This window comes from Microbacterium radiodurans (assembly GCF_008710705.1).
Taxonomy (GTDB): Bacteria; Actinomycetota; Actinomycetes; order Actinomycetales; family Microbacteriaceae; genus Microbacterium; species Microbacterium radiodurans.
The window spans coordinates 234,349-254,835 of record NZ_VYRZ01000001.1 but is presented as its reverse complement, the minus strand read 5'-3'; the positions used below and the strand labels follow the sequence as shown (position 1 = coordinate 254,835).

Sequence of the window (20,487 nt, the reverse complement as noted above, 5' to 3'; positions counted from 1 at the left end):
GCATCCCCCTTCGTCGTGCGCGCCGTAGGCTTGTCGGGTGGACTCACGAGCGCTGCGCGTCGCCGGTCCGGCGATCCTCGCCGCGGCGGCCTTCGTCGCCGTCCTCATCGGCCTCGCGGTCGGGGGTGGCGCGCAACCGCTGCAGCTGCTCGACCCGGGCCCGGTCGTGCGCTGGGGCCTTCCCGTGGTCAAGCTCCTCGTCAACCTCTCGGCGGCGGGGATGGTCGGCTCGCTCGTCGTCGCGCTGTTCGGCCTCCGCGCGGGTGAGCGCCCCTTCGACGTCGCCCTCGACACGGCATCCGTCTCGGCGGCCGTCTTCACCGTCACGAGCGCGATCACCGCGTTCTTCACGTTCCTCAATTTCTTCGGCGCAGCGCCGAGCGCCGGCGCCGAATTCGGCCAGCAGCTCGGCCGGTTCCTCGTCGAGACCGAGGCCGGACGCGCCTGGTCGCTGACGACGATCGCGGGCGCCCTGCTGACGGTGCTCACCTTCGCGGTGCGCGGCTGGACGGCGACGCTGCTCGTCGGCGTGCTGGCCGCGGCATCCCTCATCCCGATGGCGACGCAGGGCCACTCCGGCGAAGAGGCGAACCACAACACCGCCGTCGTCGCTCTCGCGCTGCACATCATCGCGGCCGCCGTGTGGCTCGGCGGACTCGTGCTGCTCGTGATCGTGCGGCCGCTCCTCGACCGCGCGGCCATGGCCTCGCTCGTCTCGCGTTATTCGAGCATCGCGCTCGTCGCGTTCGTGGTCGTCGCCGTCTCGGGCACCGTCCGCGCCGCCGTCGGCGTCGTCTCACCCGAGAACCTCTTCTCGGCGTACGGTGCGCTGCTGGCCGTGAAGGTCGTGGCGCTGCTCGTCATCGGCGCGCTCGGCGCCTGGTACCGGCGCGGACTGATCGCGAAGCTCGGCGCGGCCGGCGCCGCGGGCGTCTTCTGGCTGCTGATCACGCTCGAGCTCGCATTCATGGGCATTGCCAGCGGCGCCGCCGCGGCCCTCGCCCGCACACCGCCGCCGGTCGACACCGCGCTGCCCGAGGATCAGACCCCGGCGCAGATCCTCACCGGGGCGACGCTTCCCCCCGAGCTGACGATGAACGAGTGGTTCGTGCGGTGGGACATCGACCTCCTGTGGCTGTTCGTCGCGGCCTTCGGCATCTTCTTCTACCTCGCGGGAGCGTGGCGGCTGCGCCGCCGCGGCGACGCCTGGCCGGTGTACCGCACCGTGCTGTGGGTGTTCGGGATGCTGCTGCTGTTCTGGGTCACCTGCGGCCCGATCAACGCCTACCAGGACTACCTCTTCAGCATGCACATGGTCGGCCACATGCTGCTGTCGATGGCGATCCCCGTGTGCCTGGTCGCCGGAGCCCCGGTCACCCTCGCGGCCCGCGCCGTCCGCAAGCGCGACGACGGCACGCGCGGCGGCCGCGAGTGGATCCTCTGGGCCGTGCACACCCCGTTCTCCCGCGTCGTCACGCACCCCGCGTTCGCGTCGGCGATGTTCATCGGGTCGCTGTGGGTCTTCTACTACACCGATCTGTTCCGCTGGTCGCTCTTCGACCACATCGGCCACGAGTGGATGGTCGCCCACTTCCTCATCTCGGGGTACCTCTTCGTGCTGTCGCTCATCGGCATCGACCCGGTGCCCTATCGCCTGCCGTATCCGTTCCGCCTGCTCACCCTGATCGCGATCATGGCGATGCACGCCTTCTTCGGCATCGCGATCATGATGTCGGCGGGTCTGTTCGTTCCGGAGTGGTTCGGTGCGATGGGCCGCACGTGGGGACCGACGCCCCTCGAAGACCAGTACATCGGCGGCGGCGTCGCGTGGTCGGTAGGCGAGATCCCGACGCTCATCCTCGCGATCACCGTCGCGATCCAGTGGAGCCGGTCGGACGATCGGATGCAGCGGCGCCGCGACCGCCAGGTCGACCGCGCCGGAGACCTCGAGCTCGATGCCTACAACGAACGGCTCGCCGACCTCGCGCGTCGCGACGCCGCGCGCAGCTGATCCGGCGCAGCCGGTCGCGGACGGAAGTCGAGGGATCAGGGGCGTCCGCCGCCGGCGGGTGCCTGCGACAGGGTCATGGCGGTCCGGGTGTCGACCGCGACCGCGAGGGTGCCGACGTAGCCGGCGGTGGTGTCGCCGGTGAAGGTGCCCATCTGGAGGCCGGAGCCGTCGCCGAACACGTTGTCGTTCTCGAGCGAGCCGACCTGGGCGAGATTCCGGGCAGAGCCCGAGTAGGCAGCGAGCTCGTAGACCGGCGTGAGCATGTCCGCCGGAAAGGCTACCTGCGAGATGGCGATCGCGTTGGATCCGGCCGTGGCCGAGCCGGCGTCGGGGTAGACCTCGAAGTGGATGTGCGTCCATCGGCCCGCGTAGCACCCGGGGACGATCGTCCGGAACGTCACCTGACCCGCGGCATCCGCCACCTGCACGCCCCGCAGGTACGTCTCGTCTTCGACTCCCGCGGAGTACATCGAGTACAGGCCCTGCGCGTCGCACTGCCAGGCGTAGACGGCGACGCCCGCGAACGGGACGTTCCCCCTGGCCAGATCGCTGAGTGTGAGCGTGAGGGTGAGCGGGACGCCTGCGACGACGGTGCCGCCGTCGAGGCTCGCGGTGATGTCGCTGCGCACGATCCCGGACTGCTCGAGGACATTGAGCCCGTTGGTGCCGTCGGCGGGGTAGGGGCCGTTCGTCTCGTCGGGGATCTCGGAGGTCGCATACCCCGCGGCTGCGCTCGCCGACGCGCTCGCGGTCGGCGTCGTCGCGGCGGTGGGGGTCGGCGACGAGCTGGATGCGGCCGTCGGCGAAGCGGTCGATGCCGCGGGCGCGCACGCCGCGAGCAGGACCGCCCCCGCCCCGAGGCCGACGAGTCCGAGCACGCTCCGCCGGCTCACGAGGGTGCCGAGGTCGAAGCCGACGCCCTGGTCGACGATCTCATCGTCGGGGCGATCGAGGAGGCGGCCCTCGTAGGACGGGCCGTCCGGTGTCTGCTCGGGCTCGGGAACGCGGGCCATCAGGGCCTCCTCGGGTCTCGGTGCCCGGTCCGTCCGGGCTGAGTCCAGAGTGGGGTCGTCCGGTTGGACGGTCCCTCACGCTCCCTATGCGCGGGCTATGGCTCCTGCGCCGCGGAGACCTGGATCGACGCCGTGCCGTCGGGCAGGATCGTGATCGTCCCGCCGAGGAAGAACTCCACGTCCTCCGACACCTCGTTGACGCGACCGTCGAAGAGCGAGCGCACGTCGACATCGATATGGGCGACGGCGCGTGTCGTCGGAATGGCCCACTGCGCGCCGTCGGGCACGACGGTGACCTCGGGGTTCTCGGTCATCGACCAGGTCGGCGCACCCTCGACGCGGTTGCGCACGAAGTAGCCGAAGGGGCATCCGGTCGGCTGGAGCACCTGCTGCGTCGCGCACGAGGCGAGGAACTCGTCGACGCGGTCCTGCACGACATTCACGAACTCGTCCGTCGGCTGGGTCTGCAGATCGACGGGGATGGTCTTGCCCGGCATGTCGGAGAGCACGGCCACACCCGGCGAGGTCGAGGTCGCGGTGTCCACCGCGATGGAGTACGCGCCGGGCGAGAAGACGAGCATCGATACGGGGGTCAGCGGATCGGCGTCCACGCCCTCGGGCGCGACCTGCCGCGTGTCGATCTCGAAGCCGTTGACGCTGAAGCGGGTCGCGCCGCGCACCGTGAGATCCACCGCCGCGAGCGGGCTCTCGGCGAACCGCCAGGCCGGCGCGACGCCGATCCAGCCGTCCCGCTCCACGTGGAACGACGTGCGCCCGCGATGTCCGCCGGCCGAGTACGCAACCGTGACCTCGGTCACGCCGTCGTGCGGTTCCTCGTCGACGACCCTCACGTCCGACAGCGCCGTCAGCGCGGCGCGGCGGAGCAGCACCTCGGAGGCGGTGTTCGGCAGGCCGGCCGCCGTGAGTTCGCCGTCGTCCATCGCGACCCCGGGCACGGCGAGAGCGTCGGCGGCGCTGCCGGATCCGAGGAGCGAGAGGTAGCGCTCGACGAAGGCCGAGGCGCTGTAGAGCTGGGTGTAGACCGTCACGGCTCCGAATCCGAGAGCGCCGAGGACGAGGACGCCGGCGACGCCGAGCGCGGTCAGGTCGAACGCGAGGCTGCGACGGCGTCGGCGCGGAGCGCGCGCGTCCGCGGCATCCGTCGTCTCGGCAAGGTCCACAGCACAAGTCTAGGAAGCGTCGCCTGTGGCTACCATGAATCGGTGACCCTGCCGCCGCTTTCCGCCGAGCAGGAAGCCCTTTTCCGTCGGATCGAAGACACCCGCGACCATGTCTTCGTCACCGGACGTGCCGGAACCGGCAAGTCGACGCTGCTCCAGCACCTCGCCTGGAACACCGACAAGCAGATCGCGATCTGCGCGCCGACGGGGGTCGCGGCGCTCAACGTCGAGGGGCAGACGATCCATTCGCTGTTCCGGCTGCCGATCGGTCTCGTCGCCGACAGCGAGCTCGACCAGTCCGAGCAGACCCGCCGCATCCTCAACGCGATCGACACGCTCGTCATCGACGAGATCTCGATGGTCAACGCCGACGTCATGGATGCGATCGACCGCTCGCTCCGGCAGGCCCGCCGTCGCCGGTCGGAGGCGTTCGGCGGGGTGCAGGTCGTGATGTTCGGGGATCCCTACCAGCTGTCGCCCGTGCCGCCGCGCGGCGACGAGCTGCGCTACATCCAGGACCACTACCGCTCGTTCTGGTTCTTCGACGCCCAGGTGTGGGCGGGGCCGAAGGCGGATGCCGGGGCGATCCGCTCCGACGGACTGCTCGATCTCGGCCGGGTCGGCGCGCCCCTGCACATCGCCGAGCTCGGCGAGATCCACCGCCAGGCCGACAGCGGGTTCAAGGACATGCTCAACGCCGTGCGCTACGGCGTCGTGACGGCGGACATCGCCGCGGCCCTGAACGCCGCGGGGGCGCGCAAGCCCCCCGCCCCGACGGGCGACGAGCCGCCGATCATCACCCTCGCGACCCGCAACGACGCCGTCTCGCGCATCAATCAGCGCCACCTCGATGCGCTCTCCGGGCCGGTGCAGACGGCGAAGGCCGACGTCAGCGGAGACTTCGGGCGCGGCGAGACGGGGTACCCGGCCGATCCCGAGCTGCAGCTGAAGGTCGGGGCGCAGGTGATGTTCCTGCGCAACGACGTCGGCGGCGGGTTCGGGGGCGACGGCCCTCGGTGGGTCAACGGCTCGATCGGCACCGTCACCCGCATCGCGGGCTCGTCGGTGCGCGTCGAGCTCGACGGCGAGGAGCACGACGTCGAGCCGACCGTCTGGGAGAGGTTCCGCTACGCCTACGACCCGGGCTCGCGCAAGCTCACCCGCGAGGTCGTGGCGGAGTTCACGCAGTTCCCGCTCCGGCTGGCGTGGGCCGTGACGATCCACAAGTCGCAGGGCAAGACGTACGACCGGGCGATCGTCGACCTCGGGTCGGGCGCATTCGCGCCGGGGCAGACCTACGTGGCGCTCTCGCGCCTGACCTCGCTCGACGGGCTCTACCTGTCGCGGCCGCTGCGGCCGAGCGACATCCTCGTCGACCACGACGTCCGTCGCTTCATGGCCGCCGTCCGCGCGGCCGGGATGTGACGGTCCGGCCCGCCGACCTCCCCGCTCGCGCTGACCCCACCCGTGAGCATCGAGCCCACGCCTTGTTCGCGCCTGACGACGGGTGGGCTCGGTGGGAACGGGTGGGCTCGCGCCGGCTCACCCAGCCCGTCCCGGCCCGCCCCGGGGCGAGCGGTCAGGCGACGACCGAGGCGTTTGCGGCGGCCTTGGCGGCCGCGAGGTCGGTGAACAGGTCGGTGTTGAACCGGTAGGCGACGAGTACCTCGTCGATCACCCGCTGCTGCTCGGCCTCGTCCCACGGAGCGGCGTCGAGCTGGGCGCGGTAGCGCTCCTTGAACTCGCCGGGATCGGCGATGTCGCCGAAGATGTAGAACCCGATGCCGTTCGTCTCGAAGCCGAACCGGCGCGCCATGAGCTTGCCGATGAACAGGCCGCCCGAGAGGTCGCCCAGGTAGCGGGTGTAGTGGTGCGCGACGAAGCCACCCGCCCAGGTGGCCCCGACCTCGCGGATGCGAGTCACGTACCGCTCGGTCGTCGGCAGCGGCGTGATCTGCTCGCGCCAGTCGGCGCCGATGAGGAACTCGAGGTCGGCCTCGAGGGCCGGCAGCCGCGTCAGCTTGTCGCTGATGAAGGTCGCGGCGACCGGGTCGGCGGCCATGCGGGATGCCGCCGACTCGAGTGCCTCGTAGATGAACCAGTGCTGCGCGACCAGCGCGACGTAGTCCTCACGGGTCCCCTCGCCGCGCATCAGGTCGGCCATGAAGCCGGCGTGCTCGCTGCCGGAATGGGCGGCGCTCGAGCGCTCGCGGAGAGCCGTGGAGAACGGGAGGAGTTCGGGCATGCGGCGAGCGTAGCAGTTAGGTACAGCTAACCTGAAGGTCGAATCCTCAGTCGTGCGGACGCGGCTCGATGCCGAGGCGCTCGCACGCGGCGTCGTAGAGGGCGACGATCTCGCGCCTCACCTCGCGCCGCTCGGTGATCGGGCCGCCGGGCCAGGGGACGCGCACGGAGCTGACCGAGCCGCCCGGCAGCGCGGCATCCCACACGCCGCCGTCGCCGTCGAATCCGGTCATCGTCGCGGTCGTCGCGTCGGGCTGCCCGAAGGCGCGGGCGATGAGGAGGTTGTCGTCGCGGTGGTCGTCGTTCATGTGGCCGAGCACGCCGGAAACGGCGGCCTCGTCGAAGCTGTGCGTCATGCTCACACCCTAGAGACGGGCGGGACGACGTCGGTGTGATTCACTTGAGGGATCGAGCGAGGGGGTGGCCGATGTCGCGTGCGGGCTTCGTGCGGCGCGGGCTGGGGATCGTCGGGGCCGTCGCCCTGGCGCTGACGGTGACGGCGTGCGCTCCGGCGGGCATCGGCGACGTCGAAGCGCCCCCGCAGGCGGATGCCGCGCTCGGCGACGACACGCAGGCGCAGCTGACCGCGGCGGTCGAGCGGGCGATGGCGAGCACCGGATCGGGTGGGGCCATCGTCGGCGTCTGGGTTCCCTGGGCGGGCGAGTGGGTGCAGGCTTTCGGGTCGAACCCCGACGGCACCGCCGTGTCCGCGGACGACACGTTCAAGGCGGGCCCCGTCACCCGCGCGATGACCTGCGACGTGCTGTTCGGCCTCGCTGCCGACGGCGTGGTCGAGGTCGACGATCCCGTCACCGACTGGGTCAACGGCTTCCCGGACGCCCCCGTCGTGACCCTCGGCGACCTGTGCGACGGAACGTCGGGCGTCGGCCGTTACCAGCCGCCGCTCCAGGCGCGATGGGAGACCAACCCGACGCGTCCCTGGACCCCGCACGAGCTCGTCGCCTACGGGCTGGCCGCGGGCGCTCCGAGCGCAGACCGCGTGTACGGCGAATCCGACACGGGTTACGTCCTGCTCGGACTCGCTCTCGAGCGGGCGTCCGGCCGGACGGCCGCCGACCTGTTCGACACCTACGTCTTCTCACCGCTCGAGATGACGGCGTCCTCGCTTCCGGGGCGCTCGGTCGACCTCGGTCTGCATGGAACGCAGTCGGTGCTGACCGCCGAGGGCGCGGTCGACTGCGCCACCGCGACGGACCTCACCGCGCTGTCGACCTCGGCCGGCTTCACCTCGTCGGGTGTCGTGACGGATGCCGCGGACCTCGGCCGCTACGCCCGTGCGCTCGCGACGGGCCTGCGTCCGTACGACGACGAGTCGCGCTTCGCCTCGCCGCTTCCGGTCGCCGAGGGTGTGCCGAACTGGTACACGGTCCGCGGCGGCACCTACCAGGCCGGCACGCTCGTCGGGCAGTACGGTTCGGTGCCGGGGTATCAGACGGTCGCCTTCGCCGACCGCGACTCGGGCCTCACCGTCGTCGCCGTGCTGAACAACTCGCGCGCATCGGCCGAGGCGGTGCGGGTGCTCGGATGGCAGCTTGCGGCGATCGCGTCGAAGGCCCCCGCGACCGCCGGCGAGACCGCGCCGCCGGCCGGCCTGCCGTGGACGCCCGAGCAGATGGACGGCGACCTCGCGTCCGTGGCGATCTGCCCGCTGCCCTGACGTGCACCGGCCCGCCCTCTCAGTAGTCCCCCCTCGGTAGTCGTGCCTGCGTAGTACCGGGTTCGCCCCGAGTTCCTACCGGGATCGCGTCCGGCGCCCGCGCGCGAGCGCGCGGCGGAATTACAGTCCGAGACATGACCTCCCCGAACGCCTCCGCTGCTCCCGTGGCCGACCTCGAGAACGACGATCGCTCCCCGCGCCGGCGCCGCATGGCCCTCGCCCTCGTCGCGGGCGGCCTCGTGCTGGGCGTCGGCACCGCCGTGACCCTCGCCGTGTGGAACGACTCCGAATTCGTCACAGGCGCCTTCGGCGCCGGTTCGTTCGACCTCGAGGGGAGCACCGACGGCGTCGCGTTCAGCAGCTCGCCGGTCGCTCCCGGCAAGACGCTCACGTTCGAGCTCGACGCTGACACCCTCGCGCCCGACGACGTCGTGTACGCGCCCTTCGCCGTGCAGCTGTCGGCGGCATCCACGAACGAAGCGGCCGTGACCGTCGAGAACGCGATCGGCGGCCCGATCGGCGACGATCTCACTTATTCGCTGTGGGTCGAGGACGCCTTCGGCGCGACGTGCAGCGCCGCAACGCCGCCGAGCGGGACGGCCGTCTTCGTCGATCGCGCCGCCGGAGCGACCGGGGTCGTCGACGCGTTCGAGCTCGACGCGGCGGCGGATCCGGTCAATCTCTGCTTCGTCGTGACGGCCGGCGACATCGCCCAGGGCGAAGACGGCACCATCACCTGGGAGTTCGCCGGCACGTCGGGCGACCCGCTCCCGTAAGGCGGGCGATGTCGACGCGGCGAGGGATGCGGCGGCAGCACCGGGCGTCGAGGCGGCGCCGCGTGCTGAGGCGCCGCCGCATCCAGGCGCTGCTCGCGGTCGGCGTCGTGTTCGGGGTGGGCACGGTGTCGACCGTGGCGGCGTGGACCGACACCGAGGCCGCCTCGAGCAGTTTCGCCGCGAGCGTCTTCGACACGCAGTCGCAGACCGCGGGCACGCCGGAGTTCACCAGCCACCCGGCCGGCAGCGCGGCGTCTCTCGTCTTCACCGGCGGCGCGCTGCACCCGGGAGCCGTGGCTCACGCCTGGATCAACGTCCGCACCTCGCCGGCGTCGACCGTCGGCGGAACCGTCGTGCTGAGCGGCGTCTCGTCGTCGGAGCCGCCGCCGCCCATCACGACTCCGGCCACGCCGCTCGTCGCTTCGGCCCTGGAGTACCGCATCGTGCGCCTGCCCGGCCTCGCGCCGGGGAGCGCGTGCGGTGCCGCCGCGTTCGGCGGCGCGAACCCGTTCGTCGCGGGCTCGGGCGCCGGATATCTTCCCGTTCTGCAGACGCCGCCGAGCGGTGTCACGCCGACCCCGCTCGGACCCGCCGGCGCCGGCATCGGCTTCTGCGTCGAGGTGCGCATGTCGCCGGAGGCGGCGAACTCCCTCCAGGGGCGTTCTGCCACGGTCACGTGGACCTTCACGGGGACATCCTCCGGATGAGCGTCGAGACGCGGGCGGGGATACGCGCGGCGATGCGTTCCGAGACGCGGGCGCGGACGCGGGCGCGCGGCCTCGCGCGAGCCGGCGACGTCCTGCTCACCCTGGCGGCGGTCGCGGGGGCGGTCTGCATCGTGCTGGCGATCGCGACGGTCGCCTTCGACGTGCGCGTGACCCTCTTCAGCACCGGGTCGATGTCTCCGACGATCCCCGCGGGCGCCGCGGCGGTGGCGCGTGGCATCCCGGCGGACGAGATCGAGGTGGGCGACGTCGTGACCGTCGAGCGACCGGGGCAGCTGCCTATCACGCATCGGGTGACGAGCGTCGGCCCCAGCCCCGGCGGATCCGCCGAGGCGCGGCTGATCACGATGCGGGGCGACGCGAACGCCGTGCCCGACCCGTTCCCGTACGACGTCGAGCGCGTGCGGCTCGTGCTCTTCGCGGTGCCCGGCGTCGCGCCGCTGTTTGCCGCGGCGGGGGCGCCGCCCGTCATGGCCGCGGTCACGATCGCAGCGACGGCGCTCGTCGTGGCGATGTTCTGGCCGCGCCGCCGGCGGCGCCGAACGGCGGCCGCGGAGGGCGCCGGATGAGGGCATCCCGGATGACGCGGCGTCACCGCCTCGGCGCGGTCGGTGTCGCGGTGCTCCTCTGCGCCGGCGTTGCGACCGGCGCGCCGCCCGTCGAGAGCGACGCCGCCTGGTCAGATGCCGAGCAGGCGAGCGGCTCGGTCTCGACGCTCCGCGTGGCCTCGCCCGGCGCCGTTCGGTGCGCGAACCAGGGTCTGCTGCAGCAGGCGGTCGTCACGTGGAGCCCGCCTCCCGACGACGCGACCATCCTCGGATATCAGTGGTCTCTTGACGGTGGTGCGCGGTCGCCCACCCTCCCCTCGTCGACGCGCTCCGTCACGGTCAGCGGCGGGCTCCTGCAGCTCGGTACATTCGAGTTCCGGCTCTACGCGATCGGTCCCGGCGGCTGGGAGGCCGAGGCGACGAACCGCCCCCGGGTCTCCATCGTCTCGCTCGCCGGACTCGGTGTCCTCGCATCGTGCGCCTGACCATCCCCCCCCCCCCCGGAGGTCGAGTCGCCAGATAATGCGGATGCGGGGGCGCCCGGATGCGCGCTTTGTGGCGACTCGACCGGGGGAGGAGGGAGGGGGAGGGGGAGTCAGGGGGCGAGGTGCTGGGGGGTGACGGCGGCGCGGGTGGCGCTGAGCGCGGCGTCGAGGTCGGGGTAGCGCAGCTGTGCGACCCGGATGAAGACGAAGTCGGCCACGGCCAGCTGCGCCATGCGGCTCGCGAGCGCCGCGGCGCGGAGGGTCGCCTCGCGGGCGGGCGTCCGGAGGGTCGCGGATGCCGCGGCAGCCAACGGGGAGTCGGTGTCGTTCGTGATCGCGACGGTGAAGGCTCCGGCGCCGCCTGCGATCTCGAGTGCTCGCAGCACGTCGATCGTGCCGCCGCTGAACGAGAATGCGATCGCCGTCGTGCGCTCGTCGGCGAGGGCTGCGTGGACGAGCTGGACGTGCGTGTCGTGCGAGCTCAGGCACATGATGCCGATGCGCTGCAGCTTCTGCGCGAGGTCGGCCGCGGCCAGGCCCGACGCGCCGACGCCGAACGTGACGACGCGGTCGCCCGCGGCGATGGCGTGGGCGATGCGCTCGAGCGCGTCGAGGTCGAGCATGCGTCCCGTCTGCTCGATCGTGCGCGCTTCGTGGAAGGCCACCTTCGCGACCATCTCGGCCGGTGAGTCCGATGGGTTCAGCTCGCCCTCGGCGATGTTCGAGCGCTCGAGCTCGAGCGCGCGACGCGACACCTCCTGCGCCAACTCGACGCGGAACGACGGGTAGCCCGCGAAGCCGAGGCTCTTGGCGAAGCGCACGACCGAGGCCTGCGACACCGAGGCGCGCTCGGCGAGCGTCGAGACCGTCGCCGTCACCGCGAACGGGGGATCGGCGAGCACGGCCTGCGCGACCTGCACCTCGGCCGGTCGCAGGCGGGGGACGATCGCGCGGATCGCCTCGAGCACGTCGCCCTTCATGTGCCTCCTCGGGATGTCGCTTCAGTGTTCCACAGATCTTGACAAAGTATGCCGCGAAGAGCACTCTGTCTGAAACAACGTGCCACGAGCCCTGAGGAGCCTGGTGACCACCGCGCATCCCACACCCGCGACCGAGACGGCGAATCCCCTCACCGTCGCGCTCGACGCCATGTCCGTCCCCGAGATCCTCCGCGTCATGAACGACGAGGATGCCGGTGTCGCAGCCGCGGTGTCGGTCGCCATCCCGGACATCACCCGCGCCGTCGACCTGGCCGTCGCAGCCCTGTCGTCCGGTGGCCGTCTCGTCTACCAGGGCGCCGGGACCAGCGGCCGGCTGGGCGTGCTCGACGCCGCCGAGTGCCCGCCGACCTTCGGCACGGATCCGGCGCAGGTCGTCGGGCTGCTCGCCGGTGGCCCGGATGCGATGTTCCGCGCGGTGGAGGGCGCCGAGGACTCGCGCGAGCTGGGCGCCGGGGACGTGCACGGCATCGGGCTGACGAGCCGCGACCTCGTGGTCGGCATCGCGGCATCCGGACGCACGCCGTACGTCATCGGGGGGCTGGACCGGGCCCGCGAGATCGGCGCGGCCACCGTGGCGCTCTCGTGCAGCCCGAACGCCGAAATCAGCGCTCACGCCGATGTCGCGATCGAGATCGACAACGGCCCCGAGGTGCTCACCGGCTCGACGCGGCTCAAGGCCGGAACGAGCCAGAAGCTCGTGCTCAACATGATCTCGACCGCCACGATGGTGCGCCTCGGCAAGGTCTACGGCAACCTCATGGTCGACGTGCGGCCGAGCAACGAGAAGCTCGTCGCGCGCGCCGAGCGCATCGTGCGGGCCGCGACCGACTGCGACCTCGAGACGGCGCGGCGCGCCCTGGCCGCGGCGGACGGCCACGCGAAGACCGCGATCGTCGCGGTCCTCTGCGACATCGACGCCCAGACCGCCCGCGAGCGCCTCAGCGCGGGGGCCGGTTTCGTCCGCGATGCCGTGCGTCCGCGCAGCTGACCGAGCACCGGACCCGAGCACCGCCCACCCGACCCCCGCATCCGCCGCCGTATCCCGACACCCGAACACGTCCGCCGGAAGGAATCACCGTGGATTACCCCGAACTCAGCGAGGAGATCCTGCCGCTCGTCGGCGGATCGCAGAACGTCGCCTCGTACACGAACTGCATGACCCGGCTGCGGCTCAATCTGCATGACCCGTCGAAGGCGGATGTCGCGGCGCTCCGGCGCCTGACCGGCGTGATGGGCGTGGTCGACGGCCCGCAGCTGCAGGTCGTCGTCGGTCCCGGTCACGCTCAGCGCCTGCGCGAGGCTTTCGCCGAGGTCGTCGACGCCCCCGCCGAGGCGCCCGTCGACGATCCCGAGGACGAGGTCGCCGACATCGCCGAGGCCGCGGCGGGGAACCGGGCCGCGGGCGCGCGAGCAGCCGGCGGCGGCGAGGCCGTCGACGCCGCGGCCGATCTGCGCACGCTGCAGCAGAAGAACACCCAGAAGGTGAAGTCGCGTCACACCTCGCGCGTCCACGGCCTCTTCCGCCACATCGCGAACATCTTCGTGCCGATCATCCCCGGCTTCATCGCGTGCGGACTCGTCGTGGCGATCGGCAACATCTGGAAGCTCATCGATCCGGGCGTCGCGACCAACGCGTGGTTCCTCGTCTTCGCCGCACTCGGCTCGATCGTCGTCGCCTCGCTCAACCTCATCGTGGGTCTGAACACCGCGAAGGAGTTCGGCGGCACGCCCGTGCTCGGCCTCATCGCGGGCGCCATCTCGTACCTGCCGGCGCTCGCCGGCATCGCCGCGACGACGGCCGCAGACGGCACCGTGACGCCCGCGCAGCCGCTCGTGCTGCCGCTGTTCGGCGAGCTCCGGCCCGCCCTCGGCGGAATCATCGGCGTGATGGTGACGGCGTGGCTGTTCACCGTCATCGAGAAGTGGATCCGCAAGCGCGTGCCCGCGTGGGCCGACCTGTTCGTCGTCCCGGTCGTGACGCTCCTGCTCGGCGCCGTCATCTGCATCTTCGTGATCATGCCGATCTCGGGACTGCTCATGCAGGGCATCAACTGGCTGCTCATCGACTTCGCCCTCGAGCGGGGCGGCGTGGTCGGCGGTTATCTGCTGTCGTCGCTGTTCCTGCCGCTCGTGATGCTCGGCATCCATCAGGGGCTGACGCCGATCCACGCTCAGCTGATCACCGACCACGGCTTCACCGAGCTGCTGCCCGTCCTCGCGATGGCCGGGGCCGGCGAGGTCGGCATGGCGATCGCGATCTTCCTCAAGACCAAGAGCACGCGCCTGAAGAACATCATCCGCGCGGCCCTGCCGATCGGTGTGCTCGGCGTGGGGGAGCCCCTCATCTACGGCGTCTCGCTGCCCTTGTTCTACCCGCTCATCACGGCGTGCCTCGGCGGCGGCTTCGGCGGTGCGTTCGTGGCCTTCGGAATCCAGGCCACGGGCGGATTCGGGGCCGGGGCGCTGGGGCTCTCGGGTGTGCTCATGACCGCGGTCATCACGAACGGCGCGTGGCTCTGGTACGTCGGCGGCCTCGTCATCTCGTACATCATGGGGTTCGTGCTCACCTGGTTCTTCGGGTTCAAGGAGCACATGGTGGAGCGCCTCGGCTGAGGCGGGGAGGTCACGGATGCTGTTCTCGATCTACCCCACCGATGCCCCCGAGACGCGGCGAGCCGTCCTGGAGCAGGCGGCCGGCTCGGCCGCTGCCGCTGCCGCTGCCGCTGCCGCTGCCGAGCGGATGCTGTTCACCTCGCTGCACACGGTCGAGACCGCGGAGCTCGCCGCGTTCGGCGACTTGCTGCGCGAGGCGCACACCGAGCGCGGCGCGACATTCTGCGCCGACGTGTCGCCCGCGGCGCTGGGGCACGTCGTCTCGGGCGACGAGGGGTGGGGCTGGCTCGCTCGACGCGGGATCACGATGCTGCGGCTCGATTACGGCTTCGACGCCGACGAGATCCGGCGGGTCGCCTCGGTGTCGGGATGCCGCATCGCCGTCAACGCGAGCACCGTCGACGGCCATTTCGTCGACGAGCTGGGCGATCTGCCGGTCGCCGGCTGGCACAACTACTACCCGCGCCCCGAGACCGGCCTGACGGAGGCGTTCCTCGTCGCGCAGTCGCAGCTGTTCTCCGCTCGGGGACTCCCCGTCTTCGCCTTCATCCCGGGCGAGCGCGACTTCCGTGCGCCCCTGCACCTCGGCCTGCCGACTCTGGAGGACCAGCGTCACCGCAACGCGTGGCGCACCTTCCTGCAGCTGCGCCGGCTCGTGCCCGACGCCGTCGTGGTCTGCGCGGAGGGCGCGGTGGCCGATGATCACGCGGCGTGGATCGCCGAGGTCGAGGCCACCGGCGTCGTCACCCTCCCCGTCACGGGGCTGGATGCCGCGGCATCCGTCCTGCTCGAGCACCCGTGGCGGCTGCGGGTGGAGGATGCGGCCGCGTCGTTCCGACTCGACGGGTCGCGCGGCGGCATCCGGCCCGAACGCCTCCGCAACGCGGACACGCGGGAGCGCGGCAGTCTCCAGGTCGACCTCGAGGCGTACGGGCGGTACCGCGGCGAGGTGCATCTCATGCGCGCGGATCGGCCGCTCGACGCCGGGCAGGCGCGCGTCGGCGAGATCGCCGCGCCCTACCGCGGCGTCGTCGACGACCTGCGCCCCGGTCAGACGGTCCGCTTCGTCCCCGCCACCTGACCGCCGCTGTCGACTCGCCAAGAAGTGCCGATGCCGGGGCACTCGGATCCGCGTTTCGTGGCGACTCGACAGGGGATGAGGGGGTGAGGGGGTGAGGGGGTCAGGACATCGTGTCGAGGATGCCGGTGAGGTCTTCGAACGTCGTCCGGGGGTTCAGGATCGCGAAGCGCGCGTTCGTTCGGCCGGCGTGGCTGCTCGGGGTGACGAAGGCGTGTTGGCGCTCGAGCAGGTCCGACGACCAGCGGCCGTAGTCCGCGCGCTCCCACCCCTCGCGCTCGAACACGACGACGCCGAGCTGCGGGCGTCGCACGAGAGCGAACCCCGGACGGCGATCGATCTCGTCGGCGATGCGCTCGGCGAGCTCGATCGACCGGGTGATCGCGTCGCGGTAGACGTCGGTGCCGTATGTGGCCAGCGAGAACCACAGCGGCAGCCCGCGCGGGCGTCGTGTGAGGTGGACGGCGTAGTCGGAGGGGCTCCAGTCCTCGGTCTCGGTGAGGTGATCGAGGTACTCGGCGTGCTGCGTGTGGGCCTGGCGTCCCAGCCGGGGCTCGCGGTAGATGAGCGCACACGCGTCGAACGGGGCGAACAGCCACTTGTGCGGGTCGACGATGACCGAGTCGGCGTGCTCGACGCCCGCGAACCGGTGGCGCGACCGGGGCGAGAGCACGGCGGCGAGCCCGTACGCGCCGTCGACGTGCAGCCAGACGCCGGCCTCCTGCGTCACGGCCGCGACCGAGGCGAGGTCGTCGACGATGCCGAAGTTCGTCGACCCCGCCGTGGCCACGACGGCGAAGACGCTGCGGCCGTGCTCGTCGAGGGCGGCGCGGACGGCGTCGCCGCGCAGCACCCCGTCGTCGCCGACCGGCACGGCGACGACCTCGACGTCCATGACGCGGGCCGCCGAGGCGATCGAGGAGTGCGCCTCGACGCTGCACACGACGCGCCAGCGGTCCGGCTGCGCGTCGCCGCGCTCCCGCGCGACCTCGCGGGCCGTCTCACGGGCGGCGACGAGGGCCGAGAGGTTGCCGAGCGTGCCGCCCTGCACGAACGCGCCGCCCGCCGAAGCGGGGAGGCCGAACTCGTCCGAGAGCCACCGGAGCACCTCGTTCTCGGCGTGGACGGCACCGGCGCCCTCGAGCCACGACCCGCCGTACAGGGCGCTCGCCGAGACCACGACGTCGAACGCCGCCGCGGCCTTCGACGGCGCGCTCGGGATGAACGACAGGTACCGCGGGTCGTCGGTCGAGATGCACGAGGGCGCCAGGATGTGCTCGAACACCCCGACCGCCTTCCGCGCACCGATGCCGTCGTCGGTGATCGTGCGTCCGGTCAGCCGGCGCAGCTCGGCGGGCGGCAGCGGCTTGTCGAGCGGAGTGTCGACGGCGAGGAGGCGCTGCCGCGAGTACTCCAGCACGAGGTCGACGATCGCGCGCGTCTCGTCGGTGACGTCGTGCATGCGTGCGGGGAAGCGCTCGGTCATCGGATCTCCGGGGTTCGAGGGGGCGCGACGCGCCGCGGACGCAGCGCTTCGAAGGCGGCGGCGAGACGCAGCAGGGCGCTGTCGTCGTACGCGCGTCCGGCGAGGGTGAGGCCGACCGGCATCCCGATGTCGTCGAGGGCGCCCATCGGCACGGTGACGGTCGGGATGCCGAGGTGGCGGATCGCGAGGTTGCCGTTGGCGATCCACACGCCGTTCCGCCACCCGAGATCGGCCGACGCGGGGTTCACGTCCATGTCGGCCGGGGCGACGTCGGCGACGGCGGGGAAGACGACGGCGTCGAGGCCCGCGGCATCCATCCACTCCTCGAAGTCGATGCGCCGGGTCTCCTCGAGACCGCGGAGGCCGTCGGCCAGATCGGGGATGCCGGCGAGCGTCGCATCGGGGTGGGCGGCGACCCACGCCGGATACGCGGCGATGTCGTCGTCGAAGCCGGTGTAGCGGTCGGGGAGAGCGCCGGGCGGGGCGGGGAAGATGCGCGACCCGTCGACCCCCGTGAGGGTGCTCTGCGCCGGATCGCCGTTGGCGCGGAGGAAGTCCTCCCAGGCCCAGGCCGACAGATCGAGGATTTCGCGTCGGAGGAACTCCGGGCTCACGCGGCCGTTCGTCGCGATCGACCCGGCACCGGGCCGGTCGTTCTCGTAGCGCGAGACGGCGGGGAAGTCGACCTCGACGACCGTCGCCCCCGCGGCCTCGAGGTCGGCGCGCGCCGCGGCCCACAGGGCGAGCACGCTCGGGCGGGGCTCGATGCGGGTGCCGGTCGGGCCTCCGATGCCGGGTCGGCTCGCGCGGGCGTCGAACGTGCCGGCCTCCGGATCGGCGCCGATGTACATGCGCGGAACGCCGATGACGCGGCCCGCGAGGGCGCCGCGCGCCTCGTCGGCGGTGCGGACGGCGAGGCCGGCGTAGCTCGGCGGCCGCACGGCCGATGCCGCGGGAAGCGTCAGCCAGGGCTGCGCCCGCCAGAAGTCGCCGCGCGTCTCGGCGTCGTCGGCGACGACCACGTCGAGCACGGCGAGCAGGTCGGCCATCGTGCGCGTGTGCGGCACGACGACGTCCATCGTGGGCACGAGCGGCCAGTTGCCGCGCACCGAGATGACCCCGCGGCTCGGCGTGTAGGCGCAGAGGGCGTTGTGGGATGCCGGGCCCCGCCCGCTCGACCACGTCTCCTCGCCCAGGCCGAAGGCGGCGAAGCTGGCCGCCGTGGCCGTGCCCGACCCGTTCGACGAGCCCGACGCGAAGGGGGCGGTGAGGAAGTCGGCGTTGTACGGGCTCTCGGCCCGGCCGTACAGACCCCGCTGCATCCCCCCGTTGGCCATCGGCGGCATGTTGGTGAGGCCGAGGCAGATCGCCCCGGCATTCCGCAGCCGCTCGATGGTGAAGGCGTCGCGCTGGGCGACGAGGTCGGCGAACGCGGGGCTCCCGGCGGCGGCGGTGAGCCCGCGGACGAGGTAGCTGTCCTTCGCGGTGTAGGGGATGCCGTCGAGCGGCCCGCGTGCCGCGCCCCGTGCGCGGCGGTCGTCCGAGGCCTCCGCTTCGGTGAGGGCGTCGGGGTTGCGGACGACGACGGCGTTCAGCGCCGTGGCGGTGCCCGGACCGTCGTAGGCATCGATGCGGGCGAGGTAGGCGCGCACGAGATCGACGGCCGTCGCCTCGCCGCTCTCGAGCGCCGCCCCGAGCTCCGCGATGCCCGCCTCCACGACCTCGATCACGCGGGTCGCCCCTGCCCCGGGTCGTGCCCCGACCCCGTCCCCGTCCCCGTCCCCGACCCCGACCCCGACCCCGTCCCCGTCCCCGACCCCGTCGACTCGCCAGAAAACGAGGGTGCGGCGGGTGCGGCATCAGCAGAACGTGGCGAGTCGACCGGGGGGACGGCGGGCTGCTGCTGGGTGATGCAGTGGATGCCGCCGCCGCGGGCGAACAGCGGTCGGGCGTCGACGGTGACGACGCGGCGTCCGGGGTAGGCGTCGGCGAGGATGCCGCGGGCGCGGTCGTCGGCGCGGGCGTCGCCGAACCCGCAGGCGATCACGCCGCCGTTCACGACGAGGTGGTTGACGTAGCTGAAGTCGACGAAGCCGTCGGCGTCGCGCAGCTGCGGCGGCGCGGGGAGATCGATGATCTCGAGGCGGCGGCCCGCGGCATCCGTCAACGCCTCGATCGCCGCGCGGATGGCGGGCATGACGGCGTGGTCGGGATGCGCCGCGTCGGGCTGCGCGTGCAGCAGCACGCGGCCGGGCGCCGGCATGGTCGCGACGATGTCGACGTGGCCGTTCGTGCCGAACTCGTCGTAATCGCGGGTGAGGCCGCGGGGCAGCCAGATGGCGGTCGTCGCGCCGAGTGTGCGGAGCATCTCGGCCTCGACGCGGGCGCGGTCGGCCAGGGGATTGCGGCGCGGGTCGAGCTGGACGGTGTCGGTGAGGAGCACGGTGCCGGCTCCGTCGACGTGGATGCCGCCGCCCTCGTTCACGAGCAGCGAGGTGACCCGCTCGGCGCCGACGTGCGCGGCGACGGTGCGGGCGTGCTCGGCCGAGAGCCGCCACTCGGCCCAATCGGGCGCGCCCCAGCCGTTGAAGATCCAATCGACGGCGCCCAGGACGCCCGGTCGCTCGTCGTCGACGACGAAGGTCGGGCCGTGGTCGCGCATCCAGAACTCGTCGACGGGCGTGTCGAGGATCTCGATCGCCGAGCCGAGCGCGGCCCGCGCGCGGACGGTCTCGGAGGGGTCGACGAGCATCGACACCGGCTCGAAGTCGGCGACGGCGTGCGCGACGGCCGTCCACGCGGAGTAGCCCTCCGCGCGCTCGGCGTCGGTCGCCCCGAGCGTCACGCCCGCACGGGGGAACGCCATCCAGGTGCGCTCGTGCGGAGCGGTCTCCGCCGGCATCCGCCAGACCATGACGGGTCCTCTCGTCGCGAGGTGATCGGTCGTTGCGAGTTGATCGGTTGATCAATTTCTCGGAAGCGTACAGAATGGCGGGCATGCCGTCAAAGGATTCCGCGCTCGCGGAGCCCGTTCCCGAGCCCTCGCGTGCCCGGCGGAGCGGAGCGGAGCGACGGGAGCAGATCGCCTCCGCCGCCGAACGGGTCGCACGCGAGCGCGGCCTCGACGCCGTGACGCTGCGGGCCGTGGCGGCGGAAGTCGGGGTGGGTTCGGCGCTCGTCGCCCACCACGCCCCCAGCATGGACGACGTCGTCGCGGGCGCATTCGATGCGATCGTCGGAGCCGAGCTGGCCGATCTGGAAGCGCTGCGCGCCGACGAGCCCGATGCCGAGGCCGCCCTGCGCGCTCTCGTCGCGACGCTCCTGGACGGCGGCCGGTCGGACGTCACCCTCATCTGGGTGCAGGCGTGGGCGCTCGGTCGGCGCAACGCGGCGCTCGCCGAGCGCGTGCGGGCGCAGATGGATGCGTGGACGGCGTTCCTCGAGCGCATCATCCGCGACGGGGCCACCGCCGGCCGCTTCCGCGCCGATGATCCCGGCGCGGTCGCGACGCAGCTGCTGGGGATGATCGACGGACTCAACGCCCACGCCCTCGTCTCATGGCGCGACGGCGCCGAGCGCGTGCGCCTCACCACCCTGTCCCTCGAGGCCATGCTGGGCCTCGCCCCCGTCGCCCCCTCCGGATAGCCT

The 20,487-nt window shown here is 72.4% G+C and carries 19 protein-coding genes; 11 read left to right on the top strand and 8 right to left on the bottom strand.

All coding sequences use genetic code 11. The annotated features are described in order from the left end of the window. Positions 1-37: 37 nt before the first annotated feature. Positions 38-2,011 (top strand): cytochrome c oxidase assembly protein, encoded by a 1,974-nt coding sequence (locus F6B42_RS01225; protein WP_150417772.1) that lies wholly within the window; start codon positions 38-40, stop codon positions 2,009-2,011. 35 nt (positions 2,012-2,046) lie between these two features. Here the strand turns inward: F6B42_RS01225 and F6B42_RS01220 are convergent, their stop codons facing one another. Together F6B42_RS01220 and F6B42_RS01215 are read right to left on the bottom strand one after the other, a co-directional pair. Next, positions 2,047-3,024, bottom strand: a complete 978-nt coding sequence (locus F6B42_RS01220) for a dioxygenase family protein (protein ID WP_150417771.1) — start codon at positions 3,022-3,024, stop codon at positions 2,047-2,049. A gap of 95 nt (positions 3,025-3,119) precedes the next feature. Further along, entirely contained in the window at positions 3,120-4,205 is a 1,086-nt protein-coding gene (locus F6B42_RS01215; RefSeq protein WP_150417770.1) for a hypothetical protein, read from the bottom strand. Positions 4,206-4,247: 42 nt separating this feature from the next. Between F6B42_RS01215 and F6B42_RS01210 the strand changes: the two genes are divergently transcribed. Then, a complete protein-coding gene (locus F6B42_RS01210) occupies positions 4,248-5,630 on the top strand; it encodes an ATP-dependent DNA helicase (protein WP_150417769.1) in 1,383 nt (460 codons plus the stop codon). A gap of 154 nt (positions 5,631-5,784) precedes the next feature. On the opposite strand, the gene F6B42_RS01205 is transcribed toward F6B42_RS01210, so the two are convergent. Together F6B42_RS01205 and F6B42_RS01200 are read right to left on the bottom strand one after the other, a co-directional pair. Further along, the gene (locus F6B42_RS01205) at positions 5,785-6,450 is read right to left on the bottom strand and encodes a biliverdin-producing heme oxygenase (RefSeq protein ID WP_150417768.1); all 666 of its coding nucleotides are present in this window, start codon (positions 6,448-6,450) and stop codon (positions 5,785-5,787) included. 46 nt (positions 6,451-6,496) lie between these two features. Beyond that, positions 6,497-6,805 (bottom strand): DUF2470 domain-containing protein, encoded by a 309-nt coding sequence (locus F6B42_RS01200; protein ID WP_150417767.1) that lies wholly within the window; start codon positions 6,803-6,805, stop codon positions 6,497-6,499. Between the two features lie 71 nt (positions 6,806-6,876). Between F6B42_RS01200 and F6B42_RS01195 the strand changes: the two genes are divergently transcribed. The 5 genes from F6B42_RS01195 to F6B42_RS01175 all read left to right on the top strand — a co-directional run bounded on the left by F6B42_RS01195 (position 6,877) and on the right by F6B42_RS01175 (position 10,661). After that, positions 6,877-8,127, top strand: a complete 1,251-nt coding sequence (locus F6B42_RS01195) for a serine hydrolase domain-containing protein (RefSeq protein WP_150417766.1) — start codon at positions 6,877-6,879, stop codon at positions 8,125-8,127. A 134-nt stretch (positions 8,128-8,261) separates the two neighbouring features. Then, positions 8,262-8,903 carry a SipW-dependent-type signal peptide-containing protein gene (locus F6B42_RS01190; RefSeq protein WP_223878277.1) on the top strand — a complete coding sequence of 214 codons (642 nt, stop codon included), beginning with the start codon at positions 8,262-8,264 and terminating at the stop codon, positions 8,901-8,903. Between the two features lie 62 nt (positions 8,904-8,965). Next, positions 8,966-9,610 carry a SipW-dependent-type signal peptide-containing protein gene (locus F6B42_RS01185; protein ID WP_191089231.1) on the top strand — a complete coding sequence of 215 codons (645 nt, stop codon included), beginning with the start codon at positions 8,966-8,968 and terminating at the stop codon, positions 9,608-9,610. 32 nt (positions 9,611-9,642) lie between these two features. After that, on the top strand, positions 9,643-10,197 hold the full coding sequence (locus tag F6B42_RS01180) for a S24/S26 family peptidase (protein WP_150417764.1): 555 nt from the start codon (positions 9,643-9,645) through the stop codon (positions 10,195-10,197). Positions 10,198-10,208: 11 nt separating this feature from the next. After that, on the top strand, positions 10,209-10,661 hold the full coding sequence (locus tag F6B42_RS01175) for a fibronectin type III domain-containing protein (RefSeq protein WP_150417763.1): 453 nt from the start codon (positions 10,209-10,211) through the stop codon (positions 10,659-10,661). Positions 10,662-10,771: 110 nt separating this feature from the next. On the opposite strand, the gene F6B42_RS01170 is transcribed toward F6B42_RS01175, so the two are convergent. Continuing rightward, the gene (locus F6B42_RS01170) at positions 10,772-11,641 is read right to left on the bottom strand and encodes a MurR/RpiR family transcriptional regulator (RefSeq protein WP_150417762.1); all 870 of its coding nucleotides are present in this window, start codon (positions 11,639-11,641) and stop codon (positions 10,772-10,774) included. Between the two features lie 103 nt (positions 11,642-11,744). Between F6B42_RS01170 and murQ the strand changes: the two genes are divergently transcribed. From murQ to F6B42_RS01155, 3 genes are all read left to right on the top strand, one after another. After that, the gene (gene murQ, locus F6B42_RS01165) at positions 11,745-12,650 is read left to right on the top strand and encodes an N-acetylmuramic acid 6-phosphate etherase (protein WP_223878276.1); all 906 of its coding nucleotides are present in this window, start codon (positions 11,745-11,747) and stop codon (positions 12,648-12,650) included. 89 nt (positions 12,651-12,739) lie between these two features. Further along, complete coding sequence (locus F6B42_RS01160) at positions 12,740-14,275, top strand: PTS transporter subunit EIIC (protein WP_150417761.1); 1,536 nt, start codon at positions 12,740-12,742, stop codon at positions 14,273-14,275. 16 nt (positions 14,276-14,291) lie between these two features. Then, positions 14,292-15,356 (top strand): MupG family TIM beta-alpha barrel fold protein, encoded by a 1,065-nt coding sequence (locus tag F6B42_RS01155; protein WP_150417760.1) that lies wholly within the window; start codon positions 14,292-14,294, stop codon positions 15,354-15,356. A 100-nt stretch (positions 15,357-15,456) separates the two neighbouring features. Here the strand turns inward: F6B42_RS01155 and F6B42_RS01150 are convergent, their stop codons facing one another. The 3 genes from F6B42_RS01150 to F6B42_RS01140 are packed head-to-tail and all read right to left on the bottom strand — an operon-like array spanning position 15,457 to position 19,753. After that, entirely contained in the window at positions 15,457-16,839 is a 1,383-nt protein-coding gene (locus tag F6B42_RS01150) for a pyridoxal phosphate-dependent decarboxylase family protein (RefSeq protein WP_150417759.1), read from the bottom strand. Then, positions 16,836-18,569, bottom strand: coding sequence for an amidase (locus tag F6B42_RS01145; protein ID WP_150417758.1), 1,734 nt, complete (start codon positions 18,567-18,569; stop codon positions 16,836-16,838). Before F6B42_RS01145 ends, F6B42_RS01150 begins: the two co-directional genes overlap by 4 nt. Continuing rightward, positions 18,566-19,753, bottom strand: coding sequence for an agmatine deiminase family protein (locus F6B42_RS01140; protein ID WP_150417757.1), 1,188 nt, complete (start codon positions 19,751-19,753; stop codon positions 18,566-18,568). Before F6B42_RS01140 ends, F6B42_RS01145 begins: the two co-directional genes overlap by 4 nt. 83 nt (positions 19,754-19,836) lie before the next feature. On the opposite strand from F6B42_RS01140, the gene F6B42_RS01135 reads away from it, so the two are divergent. Beyond that, complete coding sequence (locus F6B42_RS01135; protein ID WP_150417756.1) at positions 19,837-20,484, top strand: TetR/AcrR family transcriptional regulator; 648 nt, start codon at positions 19,837-19,839, stop codon at positions 20,482-20,484. The last annotated feature ends 3 nt before the right edge of the window (positions 20,485-20,487 follow it).

Coding starts and splice junctions, on each gene's coding strand:
- F6B42_RS01200 (WP_150417767.1), bottom strand. CDS start 6,805: ATGACGCACAGCTTCGACGAGGCCGCCGTTTCCGGCGTGCTCGGCCAC.
- F6B42_RS01150 (WP_150417759.1), bottom strand. CDS start 16,839: ATGACCGAGCGCTTCCCCGCACGCATGCACGACGTCACCGACGAGACG.
- F6B42_RS01195 (WP_150417766.1), top strand. CDS start 6,877: ATGTCGCGTGCGGGCTTCGTGCGGCGCGGGCTGGGGATCGTCGGGGCC.
- F6B42_RS01180 (WP_150417764.1), top strand. CDS start 9,643: ATGCGTTCCGAGACGCGGGCGCGGACGCGGGCGCGCGGCCTCGCGCGA.
- F6B42_RS01220 (WP_150417771.1), bottom strand. CDS start 3,024: ATGGCCCGCGTTCCCGAGCCCGAGCAGACACCGGACGGCCCGTCCTAC.
- F6B42_RS01170 (WP_150417762.1), bottom strand. CDS start 11,641: ATGAAGGGCGACGTGCTCGAGGCGATCCGCGCGATCGTCCCCCGCCTG.
- F6B42_RS01190 (WP_223878277.1), top strand. CDS start 8,262: ATGACCTCCCCGAACGCCTCCGCTGCTCCCGTGGCCGACCTCGAGAAC.
- F6B42_RS01135 (WP_150417756.1), top strand. CDS start 19,837: ATGCCGTCAAAGGATTCCGCGCTCGCGGAGCCCGTTCCCGAGCCCTCG.
- F6B42_RS01205 (WP_150417768.1), bottom strand. CDS start 6,450: ATGCCCGAACTCCTCCCGTTCTCCACGGCTCTCCGCGAGCGCTCGAGC.
- F6B42_RS01140 (WP_150417757.1), bottom strand. CDS start 19,753: ATGGTCTGGCGGATGCCGGCGGAGACCGCTCCGCACGAGCGCACCTGG.
- F6B42_RS01155 (WP_150417760.1), top strand. CDS start 14,292: ATGCTGTTCTCGATCTACCCCACCGATGCCCCCGAGACGCGGCGAGCC.
- F6B42_RS01175 (WP_150417763.1), top strand. CDS start 10,209: ATGACGCGGCGTCACCGCCTCGGCGCGGTCGGTGTCGCGGTGCTCCTC.